At 33.9% G+C, this 26,275-nt stretch carries 25 protein-coding genes and 1 pseudogene; 9 read left to right on the top strand and 17 right to left on the bottom strand.

What is annotated here, in order from left to right; translation table 11 throughout:
• Positions 1-273 precede the first annotated feature (273 nt).
• From NQZ71_RS23365 to NQZ71_RS23380, 4 genes are all read right to left on the bottom strand, one after another.
• Positions 274-762 carry a DedA family protein gene (locus NQZ71_RS23365; protein ID WP_275008547.1) on the bottom strand — a complete coding sequence of 163 codons (489 nt, stop codon included), beginning with the start codon at positions 760-762 and terminating at the stop codon, positions 274-276.
• Positions 753-1,286 (bottom strand): CDP-diacylglycerol--serine O-phosphatidyltransferase, encoded by a 534-nt coding sequence (pssA, locus tag NQZ71_RS23370; protein WP_144457840.1) that lies wholly within the window; start codon positions 1,284-1,286, stop codon positions 753-755. The genes NQZ71_RS23365 and pssA overlap by 10 nt, the downstream gene beginning before the upstream one ends.
• A gap of 714 nt (positions 1,287-2,000) precedes the next feature.
• Positions 2,001-2,798, bottom strand: a complete 798-nt coding sequence (locus NQZ71_RS23375; RefSeq protein WP_317011839.1) for an endonuclease/exonuclease/phosphatase family protein — start codon at positions 2,796-2,798, stop codon at positions 2,001-2,003.
• 177 nt (positions 2,799-2,975) lie between these two features.
• Complete coding sequence (locus NQZ71_RS23380) at positions 2,976-3,449, bottom strand: DUF4825 domain-containing protein (RefSeq protein WP_317011840.1); 474 nt, start codon at positions 3,447-3,449, stop codon at positions 2,976-2,978.
• Positions 3,450-3,730: 281 nt separating this feature from the next.
• On the opposite strand from NQZ71_RS23380, the gene NQZ71_RS23385 reads away from it, so the two are divergent.
• From NQZ71_RS23385 to NQZ71_RS23395, 3 genes are read left to right on the top strand one after another with little or no spacing between them, the layout of a single operon-like run.
• Entirely contained in the window at positions 3,731-4,105 is a 375-nt protein-coding gene (locus tag NQZ71_RS23385) for a DUF2089 domain-containing protein (protein WP_317011841.1), read from the top strand.
• Complete coding sequence (locus NQZ71_RS23390; protein ID WP_275008550.1) at positions 4,106-4,495, top strand: SHOCT-like domain-containing protein; 390 nt, start codon at positions 4,106-4,108, stop codon at positions 4,493-4,495.
• Position 4,496: 1 nt separating this feature from the next.
• Positions 4,497-4,769: a hypothetical protein gene (locus tag NQZ71_RS23395; protein ID WP_275008551.1), complete on the top strand. Its 273-nt coding sequence runs from the start codon at positions 4,497-4,499 to the stop codon at positions 4,767-4,769.
• Between the two features lie 827 nt (positions 4,770-5,596).
• Here NQZ71_RS23395 and NQZ71_RS23400 read toward each other — a convergent pair.
• Both NQZ71_RS23400 and NQZ71_RS23405 read right to left on the bottom strand, forming a co-directional pair.
• Positions 5,597-6,055, bottom strand: a complete 459-nt coding sequence (locus tag NQZ71_RS23400; protein WP_317011843.1) for a CBO0543 family protein — start codon at positions 6,053-6,055, stop codon at positions 5,597-5,599.
• Positions 6,056-6,394: 339 nt separating this feature from the next.
• Complete coding sequence (locus NQZ71_RS23405) at positions 6,395-6,817, bottom strand: MerR family transcriptional regulator (RefSeq protein ID WP_275008553.1); 423 nt, start codon at positions 6,815-6,817, stop codon at positions 6,395-6,397.
• A 223-nt stretch (positions 6,818-7,040) separates the two neighbouring features.
• Between NQZ71_RS23405 and NQZ71_RS23410 the strand changes: the two genes are divergently transcribed.
• A complete protein-coding gene (locus NQZ71_RS23410) occupies positions 7,041-8,216 on the top strand; it encodes an MFS transporter (RefSeq protein WP_317011844.1) in 1,176 nt (391 codons plus the stop codon).
• A 78-nt stretch (positions 8,217-8,294) separates the two neighbouring features.
• The gene (locus tag NQZ71_RS23415) at positions 8,295-9,470 is read left to right on the top strand and encodes an MFS transporter (protein ID WP_317011845.1); all 1,176 of its coding nucleotides are present in this window, start codon (positions 8,295-8,297) and stop codon (positions 9,468-9,470) included.
• 38 nt (positions 9,471-9,508) lie between these two features.
• On the opposite strand, the gene NQZ71_RS23420 is transcribed toward NQZ71_RS23415, so the two are convergent.
• Entirely contained in the window at positions 9,509-10,063 is a 555-nt protein-coding gene (locus NQZ71_RS23420) for a TetR/AcrR family transcriptional regulator (protein WP_275008556.1), read from the bottom strand.
• Positions 10,064-10,299: 236 nt separating this feature from the next.
• Here NQZ71_RS23420 and NQZ71_RS23425 point away from each other — a divergent pair, with 236 nt between their 5' ends.
• The 3 genes and pseudogenes from NQZ71_RS23425 to NQZ71_RS23435 all read left to right on the top strand — a co-directional run bounded on the left by NQZ71_RS23425 (position 10,300) and on the right by NQZ71_RS23435 (position 11,788).
• Complete coding sequence (locus NQZ71_RS23425; protein ID WP_317012525.1) at positions 10,300-10,791, top strand: carboxymuconolactone decarboxylase family protein; 492 nt, start codon at positions 10,300-10,302, stop codon at positions 10,789-10,791.
• A pseudogene (locus tag NQZ71_RS23430) lies at positions 10,739-11,284 on the top strand (aldo/keto reductase family protein); the annotation flags it as partial. The gene NQZ71_RS23425 and the pseudogene NQZ71_RS23430, both read left to right, overlap by 53 nt.
• 93 nt (positions 11,285-11,377) lie before the next feature.
• Positions 11,378-11,788, top strand: coding sequence for a cupin domain-containing protein (locus NQZ71_RS23435; protein WP_144457863.1), 411 nt, complete (start codon positions 11,378-11,380; stop codon positions 11,786-11,788).
• Positions 11,789-12,010: 222 nt separating this feature from the next.
• Here NQZ71_RS23435 and NQZ71_RS23440 read toward each other — a convergent pair whose 3' ends face one another.
• The 8 genes from NQZ71_RS23440 to NQZ71_RS23475 all read right to left on the bottom strand — a co-directional run bounded on the left by NQZ71_RS23440 (position 12,011) and on the right by NQZ71_RS23475 (position 21,809).
• Positions 12,011-13,702: a leucine-rich repeat domain-containing protein gene (locus NQZ71_RS23440; protein ID WP_317011846.1), complete on the bottom strand. Its 1,692-nt coding sequence runs from the start codon at positions 13,700-13,702 to the stop codon at positions 12,011-12,013.
• Between the two features lie 80 nt (positions 13,703-13,782).
• Complete coding sequence (locus NQZ71_RS23445; protein ID WP_317011847.1) at positions 13,783-14,799, bottom strand: WxLIP family cell surface protein; 1,017 nt, start codon at positions 14,797-14,799, stop codon at positions 13,783-13,785.
• 235 nt (positions 14,800-15,034) lie between these two features.
• Positions 15,035-15,664 (bottom strand): WxL domain-containing protein, encoded by a 630-nt coding sequence (locus NQZ71_RS23450; RefSeq protein WP_144457867.1) that lies wholly within the window; start codon positions 15,662-15,664, stop codon positions 15,035-15,037.
• A 394-nt stretch (positions 15,665-16,058) separates the two neighbouring features.
• Entirely contained in the window at positions 16,059-16,229 is a 171-nt protein-coding gene (locus tag NQZ71_RS23455; protein ID WP_275008562.1) for a methyl-accepting chemotaxis protein, read from the bottom strand.
• Complete coding sequence (locus tag NQZ71_RS23460; protein ID WP_317011848.1) at positions 16,216-16,734, bottom strand: hypothetical protein; 519 nt, start codon at positions 16,732-16,734, stop codon at positions 16,216-16,218. Before NQZ71_RS23460 ends, NQZ71_RS23455 begins: the two co-directional genes overlap by 14 nt.
• Positions 16,735-16,870: 136 nt before the next feature.
• The gene (locus tag NQZ71_RS23465) at positions 16,871-17,602 is read right to left on the bottom strand and encodes an EAL domain-containing protein (protein WP_317011849.1); all 732 of its coding nucleotides are present in this window, start codon (positions 17,600-17,602) and stop codon (positions 16,871-16,873) included.
• A 488-nt stretch (positions 17,603-18,090) separates the two neighbouring features.
• Positions 18,091-19,596, bottom strand: a complete 1,506-nt coding sequence (locus NQZ71_RS23470; RefSeq protein ID WP_260055079.1) for an AcpB/EbpR/MafR family transcriptional regulator — start codon at positions 19,594-19,596, stop codon at positions 18,091-18,093.
• A 227-nt stretch (positions 19,597-19,823) separates the two neighbouring features.
• Complete coding sequence (locus NQZ71_RS23475; RefSeq protein WP_317011850.1) at positions 19,824-21,809, bottom strand: methyl-accepting chemotaxis protein; 1,986 nt, start codon at positions 21,807-21,809, stop codon at positions 19,824-19,826.
• 1,144 nt (positions 21,810-22,953) lie between these two features.
• Here NQZ71_RS23475 and NQZ71_RS23480 point away from each other — a divergent pair.
• A complete protein-coding gene (locus tag NQZ71_RS23480; RefSeq protein WP_317011851.1) occupies positions 22,954-23,268 on the top strand; it encodes a hypothetical protein in 315 nt (104 codons plus the stop codon).
• 223 nt (positions 23,269-23,491) lie between these two features.
• On the opposite strand, the gene NQZ71_RS23485 is transcribed toward NQZ71_RS23480, so the two are convergent.
• Positions 23,492-23,728, bottom strand: a complete 237-nt coding sequence (locus NQZ71_RS23485; RefSeq protein WP_317011852.1) for a hypothetical protein — start codon at positions 23,726-23,728, stop codon at positions 23,492-23,494.
• Positions 23,729-24,068: 340 nt separating this feature from the next.
• Positions 24,069-26,210: a SpoIID/LytB domain-containing protein gene (locus NQZ71_RS23490; protein ID WP_317011853.1), complete on the bottom strand. Its 2,142-nt coding sequence runs from the start codon at positions 26,208-26,210 to the stop codon at positions 24,069-24,071.
• Between the last annotated feature and the right edge of the window lie 65 nt (positions 26,211-26,275).

A 26,275-nucleotide genomic window follows, 5' to 3' on the forward strand; every position in this document is an offset into this window, starting at 1 on the left:
AACTTAGAATGGTTAAAATATATTGGTAAATGAACATTGTGGAATATATAAAAAAAACTGAGTTTGATTGAATATCAAACTCAGCATGTAAAGGTAACTTTTTCAGGATTTTACATATATTCAAATTAAAGCTAGTTGATCCGTCATCTGCATTTGTTCATCTCACCTTCAACCAAGCGATTGCCAATCCGTCGTTCTTGGTTACCTGAAGGAATTTACTCATGCATTCAAAAATAATTACTTTATGGAAGCAATCTATTTTGGTAAGCTTCTTTAAACCCACATTATATTTAATAATTTTCCAATTGTAATGAAGATAAAGCACCACACTAATGCACCTATTCCTCCATAAAACATATATGTTTTTAATCTCATATGCGCGATACCGCAAAAATAAAAGGTTAAATGGCGAACACCAGGGATAAAATAAGCGATTAAAAGGGAGAAAGGTCCAAATCTCCTTATCCATGCCTCTACTTTTAATATTCTACTTTCTTTTATTCTAAGCCATTTTCCAAGTTTATTTATTAGCGGTCTTCCAGCTTTTTTTCCAATGATATAGCTAATTACCATGCCAAGAAAAGCTCCAAGCGTGGCGATAAAAATGGTTAGTCCATAATTGAGCGTTCCTATATGAGTAAAGTAGCCTAATAATGTCATGAGTGCCTCATCTGGAATTGGCAATCCAAAAATCCCTAATGTCAGCAAAATAAAGATGGCAAAGTAACCATATTGACTAATTAGCTGGTTAGCTATTTCCATCCGTTTATTTCCACTTTTTCACTGTCTTGCTTCTTAAAATTAGGAATTTCCAGTTTACTGACCATTAACAATGAAAGGATACACATCCCTACAGCCACTATAAACGGGCTATGTACAGAAATAAGCACTAACAAACAAAGGGCCGCACAAGGTGCTGGTAAGCCAATAAATACGGACAAGTTGCTTTGTTCAACATTAAAACGGGCTAATCTAAGCAATCCGCATATGCTGAAAATAAGTGTACATATCAATCCAGCATGAGCTAGTTCGTGTAAAACAACACTATATGCTAATATTGACGGTGCAATACAAAAAGTTACTAAATCAGAAAATGAATCAAGCTCCTTGCCAATCTCTGATACGGTGTTAAATCTTCTGGCTACCCTGCCATCAAAAAGATCAAAAATCATTCCTAAGCAAATAAATATCATCGCAGCAAATGTATTATTTGAAACACAGGAATAGATAGATAATACACCACAAATAAAGTTACATATGGTAATTATATTAGCTAAATAACTCAAAATATAACCGACCTCCAATATAGTGATTAACTTAATCATTCTCTAAAGTATATTCTCTCCAATATACTATCTTTTCAATGGTTAATTTGTATTAACTACTTTTTATGTAGTAAATGAAAATGAAAAAAGTTTTTCGAGTCAAATCTTCCAACCCTCTTAAAGTAAAAGCTATCTTATTATTCTTTAATATTATAAAAATCAGATGTGTATTCTATGTGTTTTCCTTAAGAAATAGATTTTAATTTAATTATTTTATAATAAAATCCATTCTAATTTCTTCTTATTGTCCTACATGTATGAGCGTCTGGCAAAGTGTGAATACCAAATCTCTATCAAAACGGTTTAAGTTTTACTAATGTAATGAAATAAATAATTTGGTTGACGTTTCGTCAACGTATCATTTTAAAATGTCATGTAATTCTCCATCAAATTACTTAAAAAACCCTTATAAATTTCCATTATATAGTGTACTAAAAAATGACAATTCGACTATATGCTATTTTCAGGGAATCCAATAATATGATGAAGACATGTATTTACCAACAAAAAAAGGGTTCCTACTAGTAGGAAACCCTCATTCGTTTAAGAATAGTACTATAACAATAAATTCACAGCAATACAGCTACTTCATCCTCTGCGCAATTTAGTGAGCATTATTTAAAATCCATAAATCCCCGTATAAATCCTTAAATACGGCAACTATCCCATATGATTTCAAAGAATATCAATCTTCACTTCAACTCCAAAGTGATCGGAAACAACCGGTTTATTTATACTATTAAAGATGACTTTAGAATACTCTACTTGGACTGGTTTATTCGTCAGAATTAAGTCTATTCTTTTTCGCAGAATATTCCCCTCCCAACCCGCAATTTCTCCTTTAACAGTTACGCCATCATCTTTCATTTCGGCAAGATAGTATGTGTCGATCAGTCCATTGCTTATTAAATATTCATATCCCTCATTGCTAATGAAGGCGTCATTATTAAAGTCACCCATAAAAAAAGAAGTTTTATCCATATTAATATTTTCAAGAAGCTTTTCTGCCTGAGCCTTAAATGGTTCTTCCTTATCATGCCACCATCCCATATGACAGGAGTAACAAGTAATTTGTTGAGCACCATATTGAATGGTTGCTCCAACTATTTTTCTTGTCTTCCAATTATTGAAGTCTCTTATTGTTGAGACATAGAAGGAATGCTTTTCTACTACTGGATGTTTTGTTATAATAGCTAAACCCTCCTCAAAGCTTTCATACAAATGACAAAAATCCCACAATAGAGAATAACCATCTTCTCCCCGATTTTTTAGTTCCTCTAGTATTGCTATTGCAAAGTTATTGCTTTTAATTTTAACGTTTTCATTTTTTGTTCTCTCTTTAAATACTTGGTTCACTTCCTGCAAAGCAATAACATCATATGCATTTTCCTTTATAGCTTCTACTATATTTACTATCTTTTCCTTTTGATTCTGTTCTTGCCAAGAGTGACAGTTAAGTGTTAAAAGTTTCATATATATACTCCTTTTATGAATGATAACCTTCTATATAAAGTTCTTGCTCATCAATAAGCTCCTATTTGTTTTTCAAAACCTGCCCTACTTTTTTCAGTTTCGAATACTGAATAAATTCCTATTCCATTCTTGGTTTCCCCGTTTTCCCATTGAATTTCCACACACTAAGTTTAACCGTTAATGTAAAAACTCACTAACTTTATTTTCATTACTTAAGTTCTGTTGGACAAGTTTTCTCAGCTCTTTTGCAGTTTCGATATTACTGAAATCATTTCCGTACCAATTTTGTAAGTCTTCCTTCGTAACTGTATATTCTTTGCGTTCTGACTTAACTGTTATCCAATCAACATTTTTAACTAGTGTAAATAAGAAGGTTGTATTGTATATTACTAATTCTTTATATTCATTCTCAGATTTTTCCCAGCCATAATTTAAGATTATGCCGTACGGCTCTTCTTTTGTTTTAAGCTCTATGCCCGACAATTGTTGTGCACCTGGTAACTTATATACAATATTTCCGACCGCACTGTTGTCACCTACATTTGAATCCTTATATTGAAAAATATCTTTATTTGTTTCCTTTGTATTACACCCACTTAAAAGAAGCAATATTGTCACTGACGCAAACAAGTACATTTTGAGTTTTTGCATTATTAATCCTCCCTTTATGCATGATTAAATAACATTTCCCCATCACATGCATTGAACCTATTATAAATCCACATTGCCAACATTTAGTTCTTATTATTACCTACGTTCGAAAGTTAATAATGGCTTCAAATCATTCATTTTGCATTCCACATCAAAATATTTAATTATAAAATTAAATATTTTAAATAAAATTAAATTAACCTTTATAATTTTTAATTTTAATATTCATTTTTTAAATAATTTGATGTATTATTAAATTATAAATAACGAAGGAGGGAATTATGGCATATCCTCTTATTTCAGAGTGTCCTGTTTGCAGTAAACAATTAAAAATCACAAAGCTGCAGTGTACTCGTTGTCATACAACTATTGAAAATGAATTTGAGCTTTCTAATTTCGCAAGCCTTAACAGTGAACAGCTTAGTTTTATTGAAACATTTCTAAAGTGTCGCGGAAACATTAAAGAAGTAGAAAAAGATCTTGGAATATCCTATCCTACAGTACGCGGGAAGTTAGATGATATTATTTCTTCACTAGGATATTCGACTGCTAAGAAGGTTGAAAAAATTGATCGAAAAAAGATAATACTAATGCTTGAACAAGGTGAAATAACAGCCGAGGAAGCTATCGGGATATTAAATGGGGAGGAAGCATAAATGAGTGATGAAATTTCAAGAGTATTAACGATGCTTGAAGACGGAAAGTTAGACAAAGAAAAGGCTGCTGAATTGATTGATGTTCTGCATGGTAAAGGTAATCAGGTTAATTTAAGTAAACCAAACTCTAATTCCTATCTAAACAAAATGCTTAAAATCCGTGTTATCTCTGAAGAAGGTGACAATGTAAATGTTAATCTTCCAATAAAACTTATAAAAGCAGTTTTAAATGTTGGAACAAGTATCGCGGAAAGAATCCCTCAATCTGAAAAATATGTAAAGGATATCGATATCGAATTGTTAATTGATGCAATTGACAATGAATTGGACGGACAAATTGTCGACGTTAGCACAGCAAATGGTGACAAAGTGCTGGTGACAATTGAATAACATGATAAAGGTCAAAATTAAAGTAAACTCTAGACGGTTTACTATCCCAGTCCCATATGCCTTTTTACATCTATTCATTAGAATCATTACTTCAAAAAGAATTCTTATGCTGGCAAATCGTATCATTGAACAAAAAGCAAAAAAGAAGTTTCAAATTCCGTATATAAAAAAGGCAGATATAGAGCCATTGCTAAAGGAACTTGCCATGCAAAAAGGTCTGCTTCTGGTTGAAACAAGCTTAAAAGACGGAACAGAGGTATCTGTTAGATTGTAAAGCACAATTCCAACGTTTGTGGAATTGTGCTTTTTTTGTTATTTCTATCTACATTTCTCCTTGTTTTTCAAGAGGAAAGCTTTTTACCCAACCTTAGTCATTATTTACAATGTGCATAGTTAAAAATAAAATAACTACGACTATAAATTAAAGCTCCAAATATAAGCATATTTCACTATAAGTGCTGTCCCAAAGGTTATTTGTTATAATGGCTGTAAATATAAAAAAGGCGGTTTTTATTTGAATTCAACTACTAAAAGTTCAGGCATACGTCCAGAAATACCCCAAACTATGGTGCAACTCGGCCTCTTTAAAAAGGAGATAATTGCATACTCAAGTTTGCATATAGCAATTAAAGCTATCCAGGCTATTTAATGGTTGCTAGCATGTATTTCTCTTATAGTATAATGATCAATATCAAGTTACATTATTGTACAAAGTATAATAATGTATGTTATGTTTAAATGACTTTAAAATAATATTATTTGCAGTCATACGAATACGTCCTTTTTTTGTATCTACAAGTATTATTTTTCTGAATAATATTTATTTAGGATGATGCCATATTGAATTTGGTCAGAAAGTAATATATCAGGGTAAAATTCATCGTATCTTCTTTAACTATGAAAATGGACTGTTAGAAATACAAAACACTGCTACTAACGCGATAATACTTGCCAAGTATGAAGAAATCATTCATAGGATAAAGTAAAAAACGCCATGCTTTGATGGTGTTTTTTTGAACATATCCCCTATCCCCTATCCGCCCTGAAACCGGCCAATTGAAATCTCCGTCACACTAGTTTTGCTACTTACTGCACTTAACTCTAAATCTTACTTTCTTTAATATATTTCATAATGGTTTTATGAAATAACATTAACACTATATATAAAACAGGATAAGTAAAAACAGAGTAAATATGCTTCCATCCGCTTAAATAAAAGGTTCCACTCAAAATAAACAGCTTTTCATAGAGCATCGCTAATGCGCTCCAAAGTAATATATATATTGTCTGTTTATATAGTTGTTTTCTATATGGATAATAATTCAAAAAAATCACATTGATTGCAGGATAAATACCTAAAATATATATAAATGCAGCCCAATCTGGACCTTTAGAGAAGTATCCATATAAGTCATATTTTAAATCTAAAATAACATCCGTATTAACTTGCAAGTAGGAAGCAAACAAACTGGTAGCTAGAATTTCAATCTTACTAATCCTCTTTGGAATAAAATAGGATATTACACTTAGCATTATGACTGTAAAAATTAGAAAAAGCATATAAATACCGTCCGATCTGTGACCTTATATACTTTTATATTTTTTCCAAAGTTTTTTATAAAATACATTAGCAAGCAATGGAGATAATGTTTGTAATTCTAATGTTTGGTACTATTTTTCGTTACCTAAATAATTATGTAAAAGGGTCAACCTGTAAACGGTTGACAAAAAATCGTATTATCGAAATAAAAGGATTACCTCAATTACAGAAGTATTATGTATATATTATTCCTTTGATTAACTAGTGTTTGGGCATTTGGATAAAATAAAAAAACCTACATATAAAGACGAAACACCCAAAGAAACCTTATTTTCGAGCAAATATTTTAATTTATCATACTATCGAAGTCCTACCTGATATTTATTTCCCTTCCATTTCCCAGGGTTCATATCATCAGGAATATCAAGGTTCATGATTCCTTCATAATGTTTTGCCTTCGCCTCCATTTGTTTCGCTATAGTAGTTGCTTCCTCTAGCCTAGCTAGTGCAATGGCTTGTTGTTCCATAATAATTTTATAACGTTCCGGAATGGTAGAGTCACCTTGTAAGCACAATTCAATATAATTTTTAATTGATGCGACAGACATACCCGCTTGTTTCAAAAATTTTGCTCCTTTAAGCCAATTAATGGATTCCTCATCAAAAAGACGATTATTATTCTTATCACGCTTCAAGCTTGGAACTAGACCCTTATCCGTGTAGTAGCGAACAGTATGTTCTGTTAAATCAAGCAAATTAGCAACCTCTTTCACAGTTAACATAATAAAACACCTCTTTAATAATTTAGATTTCCGATGTAAAAACCCTTGACTTCGTGTCACACGAAGGCGTTAGGCTAATATTAGTTGAAGTTACTTCAGATGTAAACAGCGAACCTTAGACTGACATAGAAAGAAAGATAAGGAAAACCTGCCTGTGAGACAGCTGAAGCTGGTTTTAAGCAGTTAGACAGATATAGAAAATAATAATGAAAGACGGTGTTTTATGCCTGCACGAAACAATTTGTATATCTTTATTTTAGCTCTTGGAGTTTTTGGCATCTTAACTACTGAAATGGGTGTCGTTGGCATATTGCCTTTAATTGCAGATTATTATCAGATCAGTATAGCAAAAGCCTCACTTCTAGTTAGTATGTTTGCCCTGGCAGTGGCAATATCAGGGCCTATAATGCCACTATTATTTTCTGGTATCAATCGTAAAAAAGTAATGATACTAGTACTCAGTCTTTTCCTTTTGGGAAACATCGTTTCGATATTCGCTTCAAACTTTACTATTCTTTTACTAGCACGGGTCATTCCTGCCTTTTTTCATCCTGTCTATTGTTCAATAGCTTTAACAGCAGCTGCCGCTTCCGTTCGTAAAGAGGATGCACCAAAGGCAGTTTCTAAAGTAATGATGGGAGTAAATGCAGGCATGATACTCGGTGTTCCAATTACTAACTTGATTGCTAATGGAACTTCCTTAGAGATGGCGATGTTATTCTTTGCTATCCTTAACGCCCTTACCTTACTCGCGACATTATTATTTGTCCCTTCCCTTCCAGTTAAAGAAAGTCTTTCTTACGGGACTCAATTAAATTTGTTAAAAAAGCCAATTGTTTGGACAGCAATCGCAACTGTCATATTTATAAGCAGTGCAACATCAGGTGTTAATAGTTTTATTGCAGAATATCTCGAAAGCGTCACTAATATATCAGGTACCTTTTTAAGTATCATGCTATTTATTTTTGGCTTAGCAAGCCTATTAGGTAATATTATCGGCGGTAATCTGTTAAGCAGAAATCCAATAAAAACGACAACATTATTTCCTTTTGTATTAGGAATAGCCTTCCTATTGTCATTTGTTACAGGAGGTACTCCCAGTACCATGATTATGACTATTTTTTTATGGGGTGTTTTATTTTCTGTAGGTAGTATGATTAATCAATATTCCATGACCCTTGCTGCCCCTGAAGCTCCTGATTTCGCTAATGGTTTGTTCTTATCTGGAGGTAATCTTGGGATAACGATCGGTACTGGAATTGGAGGACTTTTCATATCTGGGTTAGGAACACAATATATTGTTATTGGTGGTATCCTATTCTTAATCTTAAGCCTTTGTTCTATCTTACTTACTAATTACATGATAAGACCCGGCAAACAATTAACCGGAATTAATTAGTACAAATAGGTTCAGCACTATTAATAGGGAAATGTTTTTAATCCCTATCAAGGAATTAAACCTAAGGAGAGATGCTTTATGGAACGCCTCTGGACGAAGTCATATATTTTCATGATAACTGGCATGTTTTTTCTATTTACTGCCTTCTATATGCTTTATCCCACTCTCCCTTTGTTCATTAAGGAAAATGGGGGCACAGAGTCGCAGGTAGGTCTGGCAATGGGGGCGTTTATGCTTACGTCTGTTATATTCCGTCCTTTTGTCGGCGGACTGCTGGATCGTTTTGGCAGGAGGCCATTTATTATTTGGGGACTGCTGCTTTTTGCTGCAACAATGTTTATGTACAATTGGGTTAGCGGACTTGCTGTCTTAATGGTAATTAGAATTTTACACGGATTTACTTGGGCAGTTTCCACAACCTCCATCAGCACGGCAGTTACTGATTTAATTCCAACTACACGCCGAGGAGAAGGCATGGGCTGGTCAGGAATGGCGATGACTGTTGCTATGGCAATCGGTCCCATGCTTGGTCTGGCAGTCGCTAATAATTCCTCGTACGAATCACTATTTGGATTCGCTGTTCTACTCTCTGTTGCTGCACTAGCTTTAACTTTTGGCGCAAAAATAAAGGCCACACCTCAAGCAAATACAAGGAAAATAGAACTCTTTGACAAGTCAGTGGTTCCTATTACACTATCCGTTTTTTTACTGTTTATCGCCTATGGTGGTATTACTACATACATACCTCTGTTTGCTGATTCCATCAAAGTAAATTCAGGCACTTTCTTTCTTGTCTATGCAGCAACCCTTGTATTAACTCGTCCAATTGCAGGAAAGCTTTCTGACCGGCACGGTGAGGCCTTTGTTATTATCCCGGCTAAAGTAATTACAATCTCGGCATTGATTATCTTAAGCCTTTCCACTAATTTATTAGGAATAATCATATCAGCGATTTTGTACGGAATTGGTTTTGGTTCTGCACAGCCAGCACTTCAAGCTGCAACAATCCGTCTAGTAAGTCCAGACCGCACAGGTGTTGCCAACGCTTCATTTGCCACCGGGGCAGATCTTGGAATCGGGCTTGGTGCCATGATGTTAGGCTGGATTTCTCAGTATATGAGTTATCAGGCATTGTTCACAGTTAGTGCTGTTGCAGTCGTATTTTCCTTACTGATGTTCATCTTTTTAGTAAAGCGTTTATTAAATTATGACGCTATCCCTCATAATAAGGAAGCAGCTAAAAGAGCATTATAAAAACCGATTCTCCCTTTTCCAGGGAAGAATCGGTTTTTCTAATCAAAATTTCTATCTAATAACATTCCTACTTGTGCTGCCACGGCCTGAGTAGACTCAGATAATTCATTGGTAAACCATGCTTCTACTATTTCTACTATTGCTGCAGAAAAAAATTTAAGGATTAAATCCTTACTTAACCCCTGATTCTGACCATTACTTACATCCACTTCAGCTTCTAGCTCTTCCATAACAAACTTTATAAATTGACTGCGAAAAACCGGTGCCCCTTTACTGGCAAACATAGCCGAAAAAAAGGAGGAATGACGTTCAAAGTATTCAAACCACATAAGATTTCCTTCAGCAAAGCTCAATTCTGATGCTGATTCGCATAGTTTTCTTAATTCGCCGATATGTCCTTCAATCAGCCTTTCGAGTAAATCATATTTATCTAAATAATGCAGATAAACTGTTCTCCTGCCAACATTTGCTTTATCGGCAATATCTTGGATCGTAATTTCATCAATAGCTTTTTCAGTCATCATTGCAATAAAAGCATTTTTGATAGCTTCCTGTGATCTGATTATCCTTCTATCCACCTTGTTCTCCTTCATATACATATCACCAATCTTTCTATTAAAAAATGCACAATTCACCATAATCTGTGCATTAAAACACAAATCTATGGTAATTGGTTATTGTAGGTATTCTAATATCGATTATAATTATACACAAATGTGCGATAATGCACCAAGATGTATTTCGCACAATCCATTAACTAACTGGGCAAATGTGAATACGTAATTTTAATAAATTAGGAGGGGAAGATATGGACCGTATGGAAAAAGGCATGGGAAAATACGAACAACTTTTTGGCAAAGGAGAACCTGCCTCCTATTTTACAGATCCTGAGTTTCAAAACATCTTAAGCAGCTTTATTTTTGGAGAGGTGTTTTTTCAAGGAAAGCTTGATGATAAAATACGTGAACTAATCACTATAGTTGTTTTAACTACTAATCAGACACTTCCCCAGCTTAAAGCACATGTTAATGCTGCATTAAATATTGGCCTAACACCTGTTGAAATCAAAGAGGCTGTTTACCAATGTGCACCGTATATTGGATTCCCAAAAACATTTAATGCTATCAATGAAGTGAACGAGGTATTTAAAGCTCATAATATTGCCTTACCAATTGATAGTCAGAAAACTGTAGATGAAGGTTATCGTCTTTCAAAAGGGCTTGCTATCCAAATAGAGATTTTTGGTGATGTAATTACAAAAATGCGATATCCACAGTCCACAGCCTTGGAAGGAGTTTCGCGAGGAGAGCCGTTATTATGAAGAAAACAAGCAAGTATGGGCTGCTTTGGAGGATGCTTATAAGAAAGGCAAGGTAAAGGCAATAGGGCTTTCTAACTTCCTGCAGGATGATATTGAGAATATTCTTGCAAGCTGTGAGATTAAGCCTATGGTAAATCAAATATTAGCACATGTTAGCAATACTCCTTTGGAGCTGATTGAATTCTGCCAGAAGAATGACATCCTCGTAGAGACATACTCACCAATTGCACACGGTGCAGTTCTTGAGAATGCTGAGGTTAAAGTCATAGCTGATAAATATGGCGTATCTGTTGCTCAGCTATGCCTCCGTTATGATATCCAGCTTGGTCTTGTAGTAATTCCAAAAACGGCTAATCCTGATCATATGAGAATAAATACAGAGCTTGATTTTGTTATCAGCGATGCAGATATGGAGCTTTTGAAGAATGCAGAGCCTATCCAAAATTATGGTGAGCATAGTTTTTTCCCAGTATTCGGTGGAAAACTAAAATAATCAAGTAGTCCCTGAATTGGTCATTGAAAATGATATTGAACAACAAATAATTTGGCTACAACAAATTAAATAATGTCTTTAGGAGGAATATTAATGATTAAGCATGAAAACGTAAAAAATGGCGTAATTTTCCCAGCAGGTGAAAAAAATGAAGCATTTTCCCAATTTTTCGTCGGACAAAGTTACCTTAAGACATTAATTGCTGACCCTAAAGTGAGTGTTGGTGTCGGAAATGTAACTTTTGAACCTGGTTGCAGAAACAACTGGCATGTTCACCGTAATGGTTTTCAGCTATTGCTAGTAACTGGCGGTGAAGGCTGGTATCAGGAGGAAGGAAAACCAGCTCAATTCTTACAGGCTGGTGATGTTATTATCACACATGACGGAGTGAAACACTGGCATGGTGCTGCAAAGGACAGTTGGTTTGAGCATATTGCAATAACTGCTGGTACACCTGAATGGCTAGAACCAGTAACAGATGAGGAGTATAATAAGTTAACATAATAAGCGAGAAAAAAAGCCCTGCAGAGCAAGGATTTTTTGCATTATTCAAGCTAATGATTATTCCAAGACTGCTCTGTACGTGACTATCCCTAGCCGTAATGGAAACATTCTTGATGGTTAGTTAATACGAAATAAAGCCAATTTTTCGGTTTCGATTTGCATATTCATTATTTTCATTTTGGTGGTAGCAGCCAGTGTCTCTTTTATTTATGGAAGAGTTTATTACGGTGCATCAATTAAGTTCCAATTAATTGATGCAGTATATTGCCCTTTATACACATATGGTTCGATTAGTAATAATGGCCCTTTATCTTCCTCCCAGTTCACGGAGATAATTTGCTGTTCCTCTGTAATAGCTTCATAGACTTTTGTCGCAATGCCGATTTCCATATTTATTTCATCACCATTATTGTCAATAAACTTTAAAGCATTTTCTAGTTTTTGGCCTTCACTGTTTGTAAACTCGTCCGTTAAAGTCGCTGTTAAACGAAAGGAGCTTCCGTTTCCGCGGGTATCCAATACTACAATTCCCCAATCATCGCTTCTCTTTGAAAAAACGCGCTCTCCGGAAATTTCTGTGTCGTCAAAACTCACATTATCCGGTACATGGTCAAACTTCAATTCACCAATTACTTTAAGCGTTGTTATTCGAACATTAGATTGTCTATCCGTATCATCAATAGCATAGATTTGCAATTTATGTGTACCAATTGATAGCAATTCAGCTGGAATTTCAAACTCAAAATCAATATCATTCCCTTTGTCAGTGTCGTTAAGTACATTATCAGCAAACATTATAGGACCTTTTTTACCCAGAACATAGTATAAATCAACTTCATCACTATCTAAGTCCTTCCAAGTCCCTGAAATAGAATAACCCGCTCCATTATCAATGGTGACCTCTTTATTTGCATCCTTGAAAGTGATGGAAGGAGGACTTTCGACAATGATTGTTAACTGAACATTTGAAAACCCACCTGACGGGTCTGCTAATGTCATAACCAAGTTATTTTCTCCCAAATTCAATTCATCTGCATGAATAGGATAACTCCATTCAAGCGACTCTAATTCCCCCCCATTATCTAGTACCTCTGTTCCAAGCATAATACCATTTAACTCAGATGTGATGGTGTTTGTAGGATGATCTAAATCTTTCCAGGTTCCCTTTACTAAGTATTCTTCACCAACAGATAGATATATTGGCCCCGCTACATCAATAGTCAATTCGGGAACAAAATTAAAGGACTCCGTTATAGTTTGCTGTACAGTTCCATTAAAGGAATTATCACTTTCCAGATTCCAAGTTAACACATTTTGTCCTGCTGTGTTCCATATTAACTGATTGTTATTGTAATTCCCTTGTCCAGTTTTAAAGGTAATATTAGGTACTGACCCGTCTAAGCCAGCCAATACAAGATATGTAGGATTACCCGTTATTCCTTCCGACAGATAAATTTGTTGACCTCCAGCTTCAAAGCCCTTTAGATGCAATGCTTTTAAAGGACTTATATCACTGATTTTATTATATGAAATACTTAACGAGTTTAGATTCACTAAATTCTTCAACAAACTTATGTCTTTTATTTGGTTGTTTGTAAGATCTAATTCCTCTAGTTGAGTCAGCCTTTCTAGTCCTGTTATATTTTGTATTCCTTTATCAATCAGCACTAATCCTGTAATACTTTGTAATTCTTCCATTGAAACAGGAACACTCGTATTCTCGTTTTTATTTAAAATATTTGCCATCTCTTTAGCTAAGTAATCATCTGGGAAAATCTCCGCGATTGTCTGGTCTGCCCCGTATGCTTGATGGGGAGGAACGAAAACTGTCATTATTGATAATATAACTATTAAAGCTGCAATCAAACATGAGATAGTCCGATTACTCCGCAAGCTTCTTCTATTTTTGCGCATTTGGTAGTCTCTCCCTTAAGAAATGCTGTCACTTAATGAAAACAAAAAAATCTAATCCGTCAACTTTGACTATCCCTCATTTAGTCTTCTTTAGGTTTTCTTTTGTTTTTTACAAGTAAAACAATGATAAGTAGAACTGCTGCTAGTATGGAAGCTGACCAAATAACAATTTTGCTATAATCTTTTTCTGCTTTGACTGCTGTTAAATTAAGTTTTTCTGCAGCGGTATCTTTAATTTCAAACATTTTGTCAAATTCCCATGTTTCCTTGCCGGCAATCGCAGTTATATATAAATGATATTTTCCAGGTTCAAACTCTTGATTATCCCAGCTTATCGGAAAATCAAAGTTGGAATTAGGGGCCATTGATAAGGATTGTTTTTTCGTTTGATGGAGGACTTTTTTTTCTCCTTCTTTCGTAATTCGTGCATTCACAGTTAAGTTATTAATAATGACTGGTTTAATATTTTGTAAATTTGCTGTCACTGCATTTCGATAATTCAATAATACCGGCTTCACCTTATTTAACTGTAATTCCGGAGTAACCAATTTGTTTGTTTCCGTTAATTTCACACCAATGACATAAGAAAATTCGTTATTAATTTGCACACTTTTGTCTGATGTTTTTTTGTCCTCCTGAATAACTTCATATATATAGAAACCACCTAATATCACACCATCAAGTGATTTTTTTGGCATTTTAATAGTAAATGGAAGCGTTTTTGTCTCGTTTGCTTCCAAAATAACTTTTTGACTTGGAGAAATAAGGTCTGAAAAAGCATACTTTAAAGAGCTGTCTTTCTGGCTGCCAGCTTTACTATAGTCAATGACTCCGTTTTGGTTTGTAGTGGCAGTGTTTGTTTCAATCATCAGTTCCATTTTTCGTTCAGAGGTATTGCTAACTGTTATTGTTATCGTTTGTTTATCTCCCGGGCTCATTTTTAAATCAAAATAGCTTAGATTTTTACTTAGTTGATTTTCTGGCAGGTTCGCTTTCACTGAGTACTCCATCGTTGCAGCAAATGCTCTATCATCCTGCGAATTAATTCCGATACCAATCAAGATTAAAACGAGTAACAAAAAAAAGCTTCGTTTCATTCCTTTTCCTCCATACTTTAACTTTCTAAGAAAAACGAAATTATCTTAAAAAAACTAATATTTTAAGTTCATGTGCAGAAATACTGCCTGAGACTTAGCCTTTGTTGTCTTGATAGAAGACGACAATATCTCAGATGAGGGGGCACAGCCCTCGCACATTCATGTGCGAGAGCTGGACTATCTAGCGGTTGATACAGCCTCACCATCTCAACTCGAGTCGAAATTTTAAACTTTATTATTGCGGCGCGGCAACAAGGCTCCAATTTAAAGTAGAAACATAATCTCCAACATAGTTGCCTGTTGGTACAGATAGAGTAACCTCAACTGGATTGAATTTATCAATCCATGTACCCATTCCTTCATCTTTTTGAGCTTGCATGAGGATGTTTGTTTCTTCACTTAATACGACTTTCCTTAAATCTTTTGGGGCAGGAGAGATATTTTCGGGAAGCGTCCGGGCGGACCCTTGAGGTAATGTCAATTGTGCTCCCTTTAATGTTTTATTGGTATTTTCATCAACAAATGGTGTTGCCGATACTTGTAATGACCAGCCTTCTCCTGTTCCACGTCTATCAGTTACTTGGACATTAGGATTGTGTGCTGTCGTTATATACACTTCATCTTTTTCAGATATTTTACCCTCGAACCTTAAAGGCGTGACATAGTCGATTGTAAGTTCGCCGGTATTACCTGTTCCTGGTGGCTCTGGCTTTGGTTCAGGATCAATTGGCTGTGTCGGTCCGTTTCCAGGACCAATAGTGATGCTGCTTTCAGAAGTAGCAGAATCATCGGCAAAAACTGGTGTTACCAGCATCAGTGATGCTGCTAATGTTAATCCCCCAAATAATAATTTTTTCTTCTTCATCTTCAATTCCTCCTCTTGAATTCACCTAAAAATTTGTTTGTTAATGCAAGAAGGATTATATCACGGAGAATTTGCAATTCATTCTCAATAATGAAACAAAGAATTTTCTATTTTCCAGGTCTTAAAACATAGTTTTAGATAAACCTGTATGATTCTGATCAATTTTTAGAAAATATCAATTTTTATTTAATTTATTCACTATGCCAAACTAATATTTTATTTCAATCATGAAACTAAACAATTCTTAATTGTATCTATTTAACTATAATTCTTTAGCAAGATATTGTAGTTAGTTAGTTTTTTTAGCAAATTTTTGACACACTTGGGCAATGTTTAACAATAAACATTTCACTTCTTAGCTAGAATCAACAAACATATATGTCCGTATTTTCAATCATTTTTTATTAAGGTTTGAATTATTCGTCAGTTGTTTAACTTCCTTGGCAGCTAAAGCAAGCCCCTTTCCTAATTCTCCTGCTCGGGCAGCTTTAATTCCAACATTATGTGCCAATAAATTCGTAATCGATATCTTGTAAGATACTTTTATATCATTAGATAATTTCATAATAATCACCTGTTTTTTTGCAAGGATTTTCTTTTGAGAAATAATATTTTAAAAGATTAATAATCGTAAAATCAACTCCATTTATCAATACATTGCCTTCACTGTAATCACCATACCGATTATTAGAAGAAGTATTTTGTTTTATAGCTTTTCTATTTAATTTAGAAACATTAATAGCATCATCCGCGGTAAAGGAAATAAATTTCTCTCCCGCCTGATAAACCACCAAGCTTGAAGGTAATGAATATTCTAATTCGCTTTTAAATAACAACTTACTTGTATCAATTATCGCAGTATCAATTGTTAGCCTATTGCTTTTTGTATTAAAAGGTGATAGGTATGTCAATTGTGTCCACCCAATAAACCAATTGCAATTATGCGAAGATCTATCAGCTATCCTTATATAAGTAGTAGAATCAATCAGTTCTACAATCTTTATATATTCAAGCTTTAGTGCAAAGTGCTCCTCTCCGATTCTCACCAATAAAAAGTGTTCTTTTTCCATCTAATCTACTTATCCCTTCATACATAATTGTCTATAGAGAATCAATGTTATTATTCTTTTAACCTCTATAAACGGCTGCAAAGCTTGATATATTTATTCAGAAGTTATAGCTTGCTCGTATTAATTTATTATTTAGTTATAATCTATTCATATCGAAAGGTCTTGATATAAAATAACCTTGGCAATAATCTACTCCCAATTGCTTTGCTAGCTTTAAATCCTGATGATTTTCAATTCCCTCTAAAACAATGCTAAATTTACGATTTTTAAACTTTGTAATCATCGAAATTACCCTTTGTTTTTCTTTTGAAGTATAAAGGTTTCTAGAGTATGATTTATCTAGCTTTATATAATGTGGATTTACATTATATACTGTATTTATATTGGCAGCCCCAGTGCCAAAATCATCTATAGCTATTTTAAAACCCTTTTTTTTCAAAGCATTTATATGCATTTTAAATGCAAAGCTATCCCATACCTCTTCATCTTGAATATCTTCGTTTAATTCAAAAATAATATTTTTAATTATATCTGGGTATTTATTGCTTATCTGATTAATGAAATATTTAAATTGAGGATTTACAATAGTAGACGGAAATACATTGATAAATATATTAGTCCACAATATCCCTAATTCATTTAATTTACTTAAAGCACAATCAATCGCACTACTGTCCAATTGATAAAGATAGTTTTGTTCTCTTGCTGCTTGAAATAGGTTTAATGGAGAGCTTTCATTGGTACGCAATAATATTTCATAGCCAAAGGTAGTATCAGTAAGACAACATATTATAGGCTGAACATGAAAATCCATTGAATGTGAGATTTGATCACCTTTAACACTTTTTACTTCCTGATTTAATCTCATAATGTCTCCTTTTCGCTTTATTAAGTCCAATATTCAAGCATTTCTAATTATTAGCCACCTTTTTAAGGAGTTTCATCGCATAACTTTAGCACTAGTTCCTATTGATAATTCTATGATCATTTGTGTACGGAGTAAATTTAATCTTTCTATACACTGTGTTTAGTATTACTAACTTCATCTTTACTAATAATTAAAAACATTGGTCTAATAGTATTTATAGTCCTCTACAATTCTTTAAGCAGAAAAAAGCAGATTAACTTTTTGAAGAAACTCAAAAAAAAAATACTTAAGATTTATATAACCACGAGAAATATAAAATCTCTCCCAATAAAAGGCATTATCATAAGCATTACCTAAAAAGGAAAAATGCCATGATAATGCCAGCAAATCTTTTACTCCTTGCTTAAGTTCTAGAAAAGAGCCTCTGGTTCTAGAATGCTTTAATAGAACTGCATCCTATTCGTAATTACTATTTAAAGGTATATGAATTACAAGTGAATAAAGATATCAGAGTTGATTCGCCACTTATCTAAGAAGAAACTATTTATAAAATCCTCAATTACATTTAATTCACCTTTTGAGGGAAAGGTAGATATTTTAATTATTGGTAAATGCTCGAAATTTAGTTCGTCTGTGTCTATTACTGCTACAACTAAATCATACTCATTATTTTTTTTTAATAGCTCATTATCTATATAGTCCATTACCGTTAAACTCAAGTTACTTCCAAAATGGTAGTGTAAAACTTGTTTTATATACTCAGCTTCGATAAATGTTCTACATATTAATGCAGCTGTTATAACGGTCTGCGCTTTTTTTCTTAAAAGTGCTGCTTGTACTAGTAAAAAAATCTCAAAAATCCCCATCCTATCTACACTTATATTATCTGAATAATCCTGGTCAAATAAAGATTTGTTAATGATGTCTTCGATTTTCTTATATAGTGGATTCGACTCTACATAAGGAAGATAAGAAACCATAGCACTGTTTATACTATTAGTACCTAATTGTGAATCAATATAAATCCTCCGAAAGGTCTGAACAAGCTTGTACAAAAAGGTATCATCTTGAGCTATATCAAACCCTAAGTAATTTGCAAGATATTCCATAAAAATCGACAGAAGATTTGCTCGATCATCTGCATTTCCCCTCATTCTGAACCTAACCTCCATAATATCCTTAGATTTATTAACAGGTATTTTTTCGTTAAGAATATTCAAGGAGAAGTAGAGAGCTTCGTTCATTTGGGTTTCTCGATTAGGGCATTTCCTCATGAAATTAAACATTTCACTAGCTACTTTATAAAATTCTGAGTTTCCGTATTCCTTATGAATATATTTCGGAAGCTTCATGTAACACCCATGAGAAATACGCAGGTTTATAACATCCATTATTGTTGCAAGTCTATGTAATGCTCCCATATGTAAAGCTATTGAATATTTTTCAGTAGAAAGAAGTAATTTACTTTTAAAGTCGGCAATATTAAATGTATCTACTATAGAAGGATCGATTAATTTATTAGAGAACTCAAGATATTGGACAATAAATCGGCGGATTTTTCTTTCATCTCCCGTAAGCCGTAAGCGATTAGTTGAGATACTGATGCCGTTAAAGCTCGTTACCTCTTTAATTTTTTCAATGTGGCGATAAACAGTTGCTCTACTTAAATGAATCTTTTCCATTAATTCTGCGACTGTTATCCCATTATTAAAAATAATTAGCCCTATAATTTGAATATATGTATTATTTTCTCTTAAATACGTTAAGACATCCTCAATCGTACCGTTACTTGGTTTTTTTAAACGTATTCCCTTTAGCTCATTTTTTTCAATACTCCAATTAGGAGGAAGATTAAAATTCATAAAGCCAATCTCTCTCCAAATTGTACTTTTTGAATAACTAGTTTTTTCCGAGAGATACCCTATACTACACCATGTGTCTTCATGGAATAACTGATATATTATGTCTGAATATCTTTCATTAAACCTGTTCATATTATATTCCTTCTTTATTCATATTTAGTAAGCAACTCCTTATTAATTTTTTCCAATTAATTTTTTTTATTCAAATTGCTTCTATCCCAAACTTGAAATTATTCATTCCACTAAGTTTTTTCAGTATTGTATTTACCAAAAACACAAAAAAACTGAACTATTAATCGATATTCGATAGTATAGTTCAGAGTTTTACGTTAGTCTTACATACTAATGTACCCAGCCTGTTATCTTTTTAGGTTTTTAAATTCATTTATCAACTTTTCAGCTTGTTCTCCAAGCTTATTAGCCAGGTCATTCATTTGTTCCATGGATGCTGCTTGTTCCTCTATAGATGCAGAGACTTCTTCCGTGTTTGCAGCTGTTTCTTGTGTAATAGCTGTAATATCCATGCTTGATTGGATGATTTCTTCTTTTTTCGTTATCATTTCTGCAATGGCTGTAACCACGTCATTAATATTTTGTCCATTTTGTTTTGTCGTATGTTCAATGGCTTGAAATGCGCTTTCCGCCTCATTAACAGTCACATCTTGAGCCTTAACTAACTCGTGCGTATTTTCTATAAGACCAACAGTATTTTTAGTTTGACTTTGCATTTGTTGAATCAGACCAGCTATTTCCTTTGAAGATTGCGCTGATTTCTCCGCAAGTTTACGAACCTCGTCAGCAACCACTGCAAATCCACGTCCCGATTCACCAGCTCTAGCAGCTTCGATTGCAGCGTTTAACGCAAGTAAATTAGTTTGGTCGGCTAGCTCTTGTATGGTCAAAATGATCTCGCTGATGTTGTTAGAGTTATTTTCCAACAACTTAATAGCTCCTACCATTTCATTCGTCATAGTATTTGTTTGTGCAGATTGTTTTCTAAGCTCAACAACCTTTGTATAGCCTTTGTCTGTTTGTAGCAGCATAGCCTCAGAACTGGTTCTGATTTCGACACTATGTTGTATTACTTCTTCCATCTTTTCCGAAAGAAGGGAAAGATTGCTTGAATCTCTTTCGACAAGGTCGGCTTGTGTTGTAGCGTCATTCGCAATCTTATCCATTGCTGTAGATGTTTCTGCAATGGCACTTGCATTTTCATTCACGCTTATCACTAAGGTATTGGATGCTGTCATTACTGCTCCAGATGATTCTGCTATCGTGCTCAACATTTTCCTAACTTGCTCTAACATATGGTTGAACCCATTTGTTAGACTTCCGATTTCATCACTCGTGTACACATCAACAGAAATAGAGAAGTCCCCAGCTTTTACTTTATCCATCGCTGTGCTCAAATCTTTTAAAGGACGCAGCATCCTTCTGATTACAAAATAGAAGATAGTTGCTATGACAATAACAATACTGCCTAGGATAATTAACATAGGTTCTATATGAGCACTAGCTTGTGTAGCAAATTCCTTTAAAGGTATAACTCCTACTATATACAGGCCTGTAGTTTTATTTTTCACAAAATAAAGTTCTTTCGCGTCACCTTGATATTCATAACTAACGTTATCATTATTGCTATTGGACGTTATAATCCTTTGAATGAACTTTTCCGAACTTATGTCCTTGCCATTCGTATCTTTATTTGGATGGTACACAGCAAGTCCTGTTTCATCTAATAAGAATGTATAGCCTGTCTTTCCTATTTCTGTATTTTTCAACAAGACATTAAAAATAGATAAGTCAACATCGATAGCTAAAACTCCCAAGAACTTTCCTTCGGCGTTATTAACCATTTTTGCAACAGTCATCGTTAATTTCCCACTAGCTGCATCATTATAAGGTTTAGTTAAAACTATTTCTCCATTTTGTTCAATTGCTTTTGTAAACCACGAACTTTCACGTACGTCATAATCATCAGGTATATTCTGTTCTGGATATAATAACAATTTTCCTTTGTTTAACTGAATATAAGTATTAAGGATAACAGGGTTATTCTTCTTAAAACCAGCCAATGCCTTCAAACCTTTAGCTTCATTTTCTTCTATTCCTTGTATCGCCGGGACTTCAGAAAGTTGAGCCAAGGTTGTGCTAAGGCTGTTAAATAGACTCTCGAATTGTCTATCTGTTTGTGCAACTACATTTATTGCATTATTAACCAGTATCTCCTTTGTATTTTCTTTGACTAGATTATAATTTAAATAGGTTAAAACAGCTCCGCCAATAGCAAGCAAAGCAATAACTGGTAATAAAACTTTGCTTACAACGGATCGTGGTTTCTTCATTTAAGCCTCCTCCATTATCCTTCAAATTTCTTTTAAGCATTTTATATAAATTAGAATGGTGTTAATATACTCACGCTTTTAAATAGTTCGTTCTATTGCGCTCTACAGCGGGGCGGTATAAGGTCCTCCTCCCCTTCGCTTGGGGGTCTAAATTATCACTGTTTCCCGCAGCAGTCGAGTGTCCACTACTCCACTAAGAGTTTTTATTATTTTATTTAAAGCTAAAACATCAGCCATATTTACTGGAATTTCACACCAATTCCCACGACTTTATGTCAGTACACAGTCTCTGCCTCCTTCAACATCATTTCCTAGTTAAATTCTAAACCTCAAATTTACAAATAGTAAAATTAAACATTATATACACGATGTTTAGAAAAGCTTATCCACCTGTTAAAGTCCTAACACGACAATCAATGGCTAACTAATAGATGTTCACGTATAAATATGATTGTTTGTGCCATTCCCTGCCTTATTGAAGCTTCTAAATTGATAAAATCTAATAAAATTGCAGAAAAAGTTCCGTTACCTTTCACGGTAAATTTTCATCTCATATCTGGGACGACCAGTTTTAATTTTGAGACTATTTCTTACTCGGGATATTGTACTATATTGCTGTAGCAGCAAATCTTCAACTTCTTAGAAAACAAGAATTAGAGAAGTAACAAAAATACATCGGAGTTTAGAGTATAAAAATATGCCTATGAAAGCTGTTTATATCTATCTTGAGCTTTGGGCGTAAAAGAAATAATAGCCCTATTATCAGTGGTTTAGTAAAAGAAGATTTTCGTACCAACCAATAATTTATGCATGGACGCTGTATTATTTACAGTCTTAGTGTCACCAGTATGTAAAAACAATCAAAAGAAATAGACATTTTTATCTTTACAATTTGATGGGGTTATTTTTTATCGTGTTCAATATCACCTTCCCTCGAAAACACGCCTTCTTTTGTTCACAATTTGTTGCCTATTTACTTTACGAGAGCGGTTCATTAAACATAAAAAACATCCTTCCCTAATAAAGCACTATGATTTATTGGATACCAGCAAATGAAGTTTATCTTTGAGAGGAATAATCAATATTATTTTCAAACTATCTAATGGAATTTTAATCCACTTACATTCAGGAGGTATTTAGGAATATGAAACTAAATTTAGCGATGATGAAGAAAGAGAATCAGAATTTTCTTGAGGAAATATCACTTGAAAATAGATTACTAGTAATTTCCGAAATGAATATAAATTACATTAAATATAATCTAAAAAACGAGTACTCCTTTAGAATTTGTACAAATAATGGAATTGTAGAATTAGAAAGTGCGGAATTGATTAACCTGATATTAGAGACTCACTCAACAGATGATATAAGAGCACTTGTAGCTAATATTAGAAAGATAAAAAAGAGAAATATGCCAGTACGGCATTTTTTTCAAACAATAGCTACTGGACTTATTTAATTTACAATTCGTATAAAATAAAAGGTGCATTAAACAGAGCTAAGTATGTCTTTGACAATGGAGGATTTTTCTTTAGTAAAAAAGAAATATTAAAGGTTTTTGTACAGAGTACTCTTCGTATTAACTTCAAACTAAATGGAAATAAATATGGATATCTACCCTTTCATACTACTTCGCCCTTTTATTGTTAAAAAACAGCTGCCAAAGCAGCTGTTTTCTCTCATTACTTATGATTAGTCTTATTTGCAAAAATGTATAGCAGCATAAATAAAACAGCGAATAAAGAAGTTATGATAGAATACCGAAAGATAGTAAAGAAATACTCCGAATAAGGAATCTCTGTATATGATGTCCAGCCCTCTTCTTCTATGTCACTTATTTCCCGTTTCTTAAAGATTACTAATAGGAAAAATGAAACAATAAATGAGTAAATTCCTGTTTTAACTAGAATTTTTTCCAATGTGTACCCCCTTTTTCAATACATTTTCTTCCTTTGAATATCATAGTTTTACATACTTAATTTTGAAATAGGAGCGTTCTATTAACCTCAGAATCCATCACCAGTTTAGCCACAATTAACAGTCACTATAGTTAATTCATACCTTAAAATCGAGTGAAATCAGATTAAATATTACTAGTTATCATATGCTATTAACCTAGTATATAAGCACATTTAACAATAGACACTATATAAGCCCACTATTATTAGTGGGCTTATATAGTGTCTATTCTTGTCTATTAAATAAAATGTGCTGACTAAGATTTGGTGATTACTCACTTATTAATTTTTATATGTTTAGTTATTTTAAAATAGTCACATACTTGGCAGAAACATAACCAGTCTTTGATCCGTATTTCACCTTATACCATGAACCTTGCTGTGAAAGAATAACAACTGTTTGCTTTTTCTTTAGCTTAAGAATAACCTTTGAGGAAGTATTGGGCTTCTGTCTTAAATTAAGCACAGACGGTTTAACACTAGCTTTTTTCACCTTAACCGGTTTTTTAATTATGATTTTCTGCTTCATTGTATTCTTGTATCCATGTAAATTTTCTGTTGTGATTTCGGCTGTATATGTTCCATTACCCGCCTTGCTAATGTTCCAGCTAAATGATAGGGATCCTGACTTCACCTCTTTATTTTTCACTAAGGTGGCTACTGTCTTTCCTCTAGAATCCTTTAAGACAATGGTGATTTTTCCCGCTTTATTTGTTTTCATACCGAGTTTGACTGTATTCTTCTTATTATCTGTACTAGCCTTAAAGCTTGATATGGCAGGAGGTGCCTTGTCCTTTTTTACTGTTACCTTATGATAGGCTGTTTTTTGATAACCATCTTTATTACTTGCTATGATTTCAGCCGTATATGTGGCATTTTCCACTTTGCTAATATTCCAGTCTAAAGAAAGAGACCCAGACTTCACTTCTTTATTTTTTGCTATTGTGGCTACTGTCTTTCCTTTAGAATCCTTGACGATCATTGTCAGTTTTCCTGACTTATTTATCTTCATTGACAGCTTAGTAGTATTTTTCTTATAATCTATACTAGCTTTAAAGCTTGAAATATTAGGTGGCACCTTATCGTCCATACCTTGTGAATTGCTTGCTGTACCACTATATTCTTTCATAAGAGCGGCCTTTGGGTAATAGAACTGCAATATTTGATTATAGCTATGCCCAGCCTCGGCCCTGTTTCTGGCGCCATATTGACTAAGTCCTACAGCATGCCCATTGCCTCTCCCCTTCATATAAATGCTACCTTTTTTCGTTACTGTCTCATCGATTAAATAGCTAGTCATTCTGTCAATACCGACTATTGCACGGATCTTAGATGCTGCAGTCCCATTCATTTCTAAAACTTTCTTCTCCGCAGTCTTACCATTGGCCATTAACAAGTAGTCCATTTTTAATGTTCCTTTTAAAACTCTTCCTCCAGCAGATAATGAAGTTAAGTCTACCCCTAGCTTGTGAATTTTTGCTATTTTAATCTTAGCAACATCATTTGTATACCCTTCGCTTACAAGCCATTTTTTAATATTAATCAGTACAGTGTTATCTGCATCTGCCTCCTTAAGTGTGTTCCACCATGTATCCGCTATTCCCAAATTCAATGTAGCGGGCAGTTGCTCTTGTTTCAGTTGAATCGACCATGTGAATTTGTCCTTTGTTGCAGGGTTAAAATCAAATGTATCCTCCTTAACTGCGAAGTAAGATAATGCTGCACCACCCCATACACTGCTATTTAATTCTGTCCAGCCTCCATTACTTGCAGAAAACACGGCATCTATTAATGCTCCATTATATTTTAATACCATTCCTTCTGTTTCCTTAACAGCAGTATCCGATCGAGCATGATTTGCCGAACTTCCTCCATATACTTGCTTTGCAATCGTATCTACCATATTACTATCATTCATATGTTTAATTGCATACGTTCTTGCAGCAACGGTTTGTGCCTTAAGTGCCTCCATACTCCAAAGCGCAGGCATTTCTTGAGGAACCACTCCTCTTAAATATGTTTCTATATCGACTTTGTTAATTGGACGAACATATAAATTACCGTTTTTTGTATCTTTTTCGATAACAAATTGAAAGGAACCATTGTATTTGCGACCATTAACAGAAAGAGTTCCATCCGTTTTAACAGGAGCTGCAGAAATGCTACTTTCCTTTTCTATCAATACCTGTCCTTTGCTTGTTTCCATACTCAACTTACTGTTACTAAGCTTTATGACAGCTTCTGTTCCTGAAGTGACCTTTACACCGTTCGAAAGCTTATATTCTCCATTAAAAACTACCGTAATGGACGTTTTATTACCAAGATAATTAACTAATTTCACTTCAATTGTTGGTATAGTTGATGCAGCCCTTATCTTTTCAGGATAAATAGCTGCTCCAAAAAATAATGTAAAAAGAAGCAATATCAATCTAAATTTACGCATCTGTTTTCCCCCTCTTATACTAGTAGAATATTATCTGACTATTTAATTCTATAGTCTTATAGATA

Origin of the sequence: Niallia taxi (genome assembly GCF_032818155.1) — a bacterium.
Taxonomy (GTDB): Bacteria; Bacillota; Bacilli; order Bacillales; family Cytobacillaceae; genus Niallia; species Niallia taxi_A.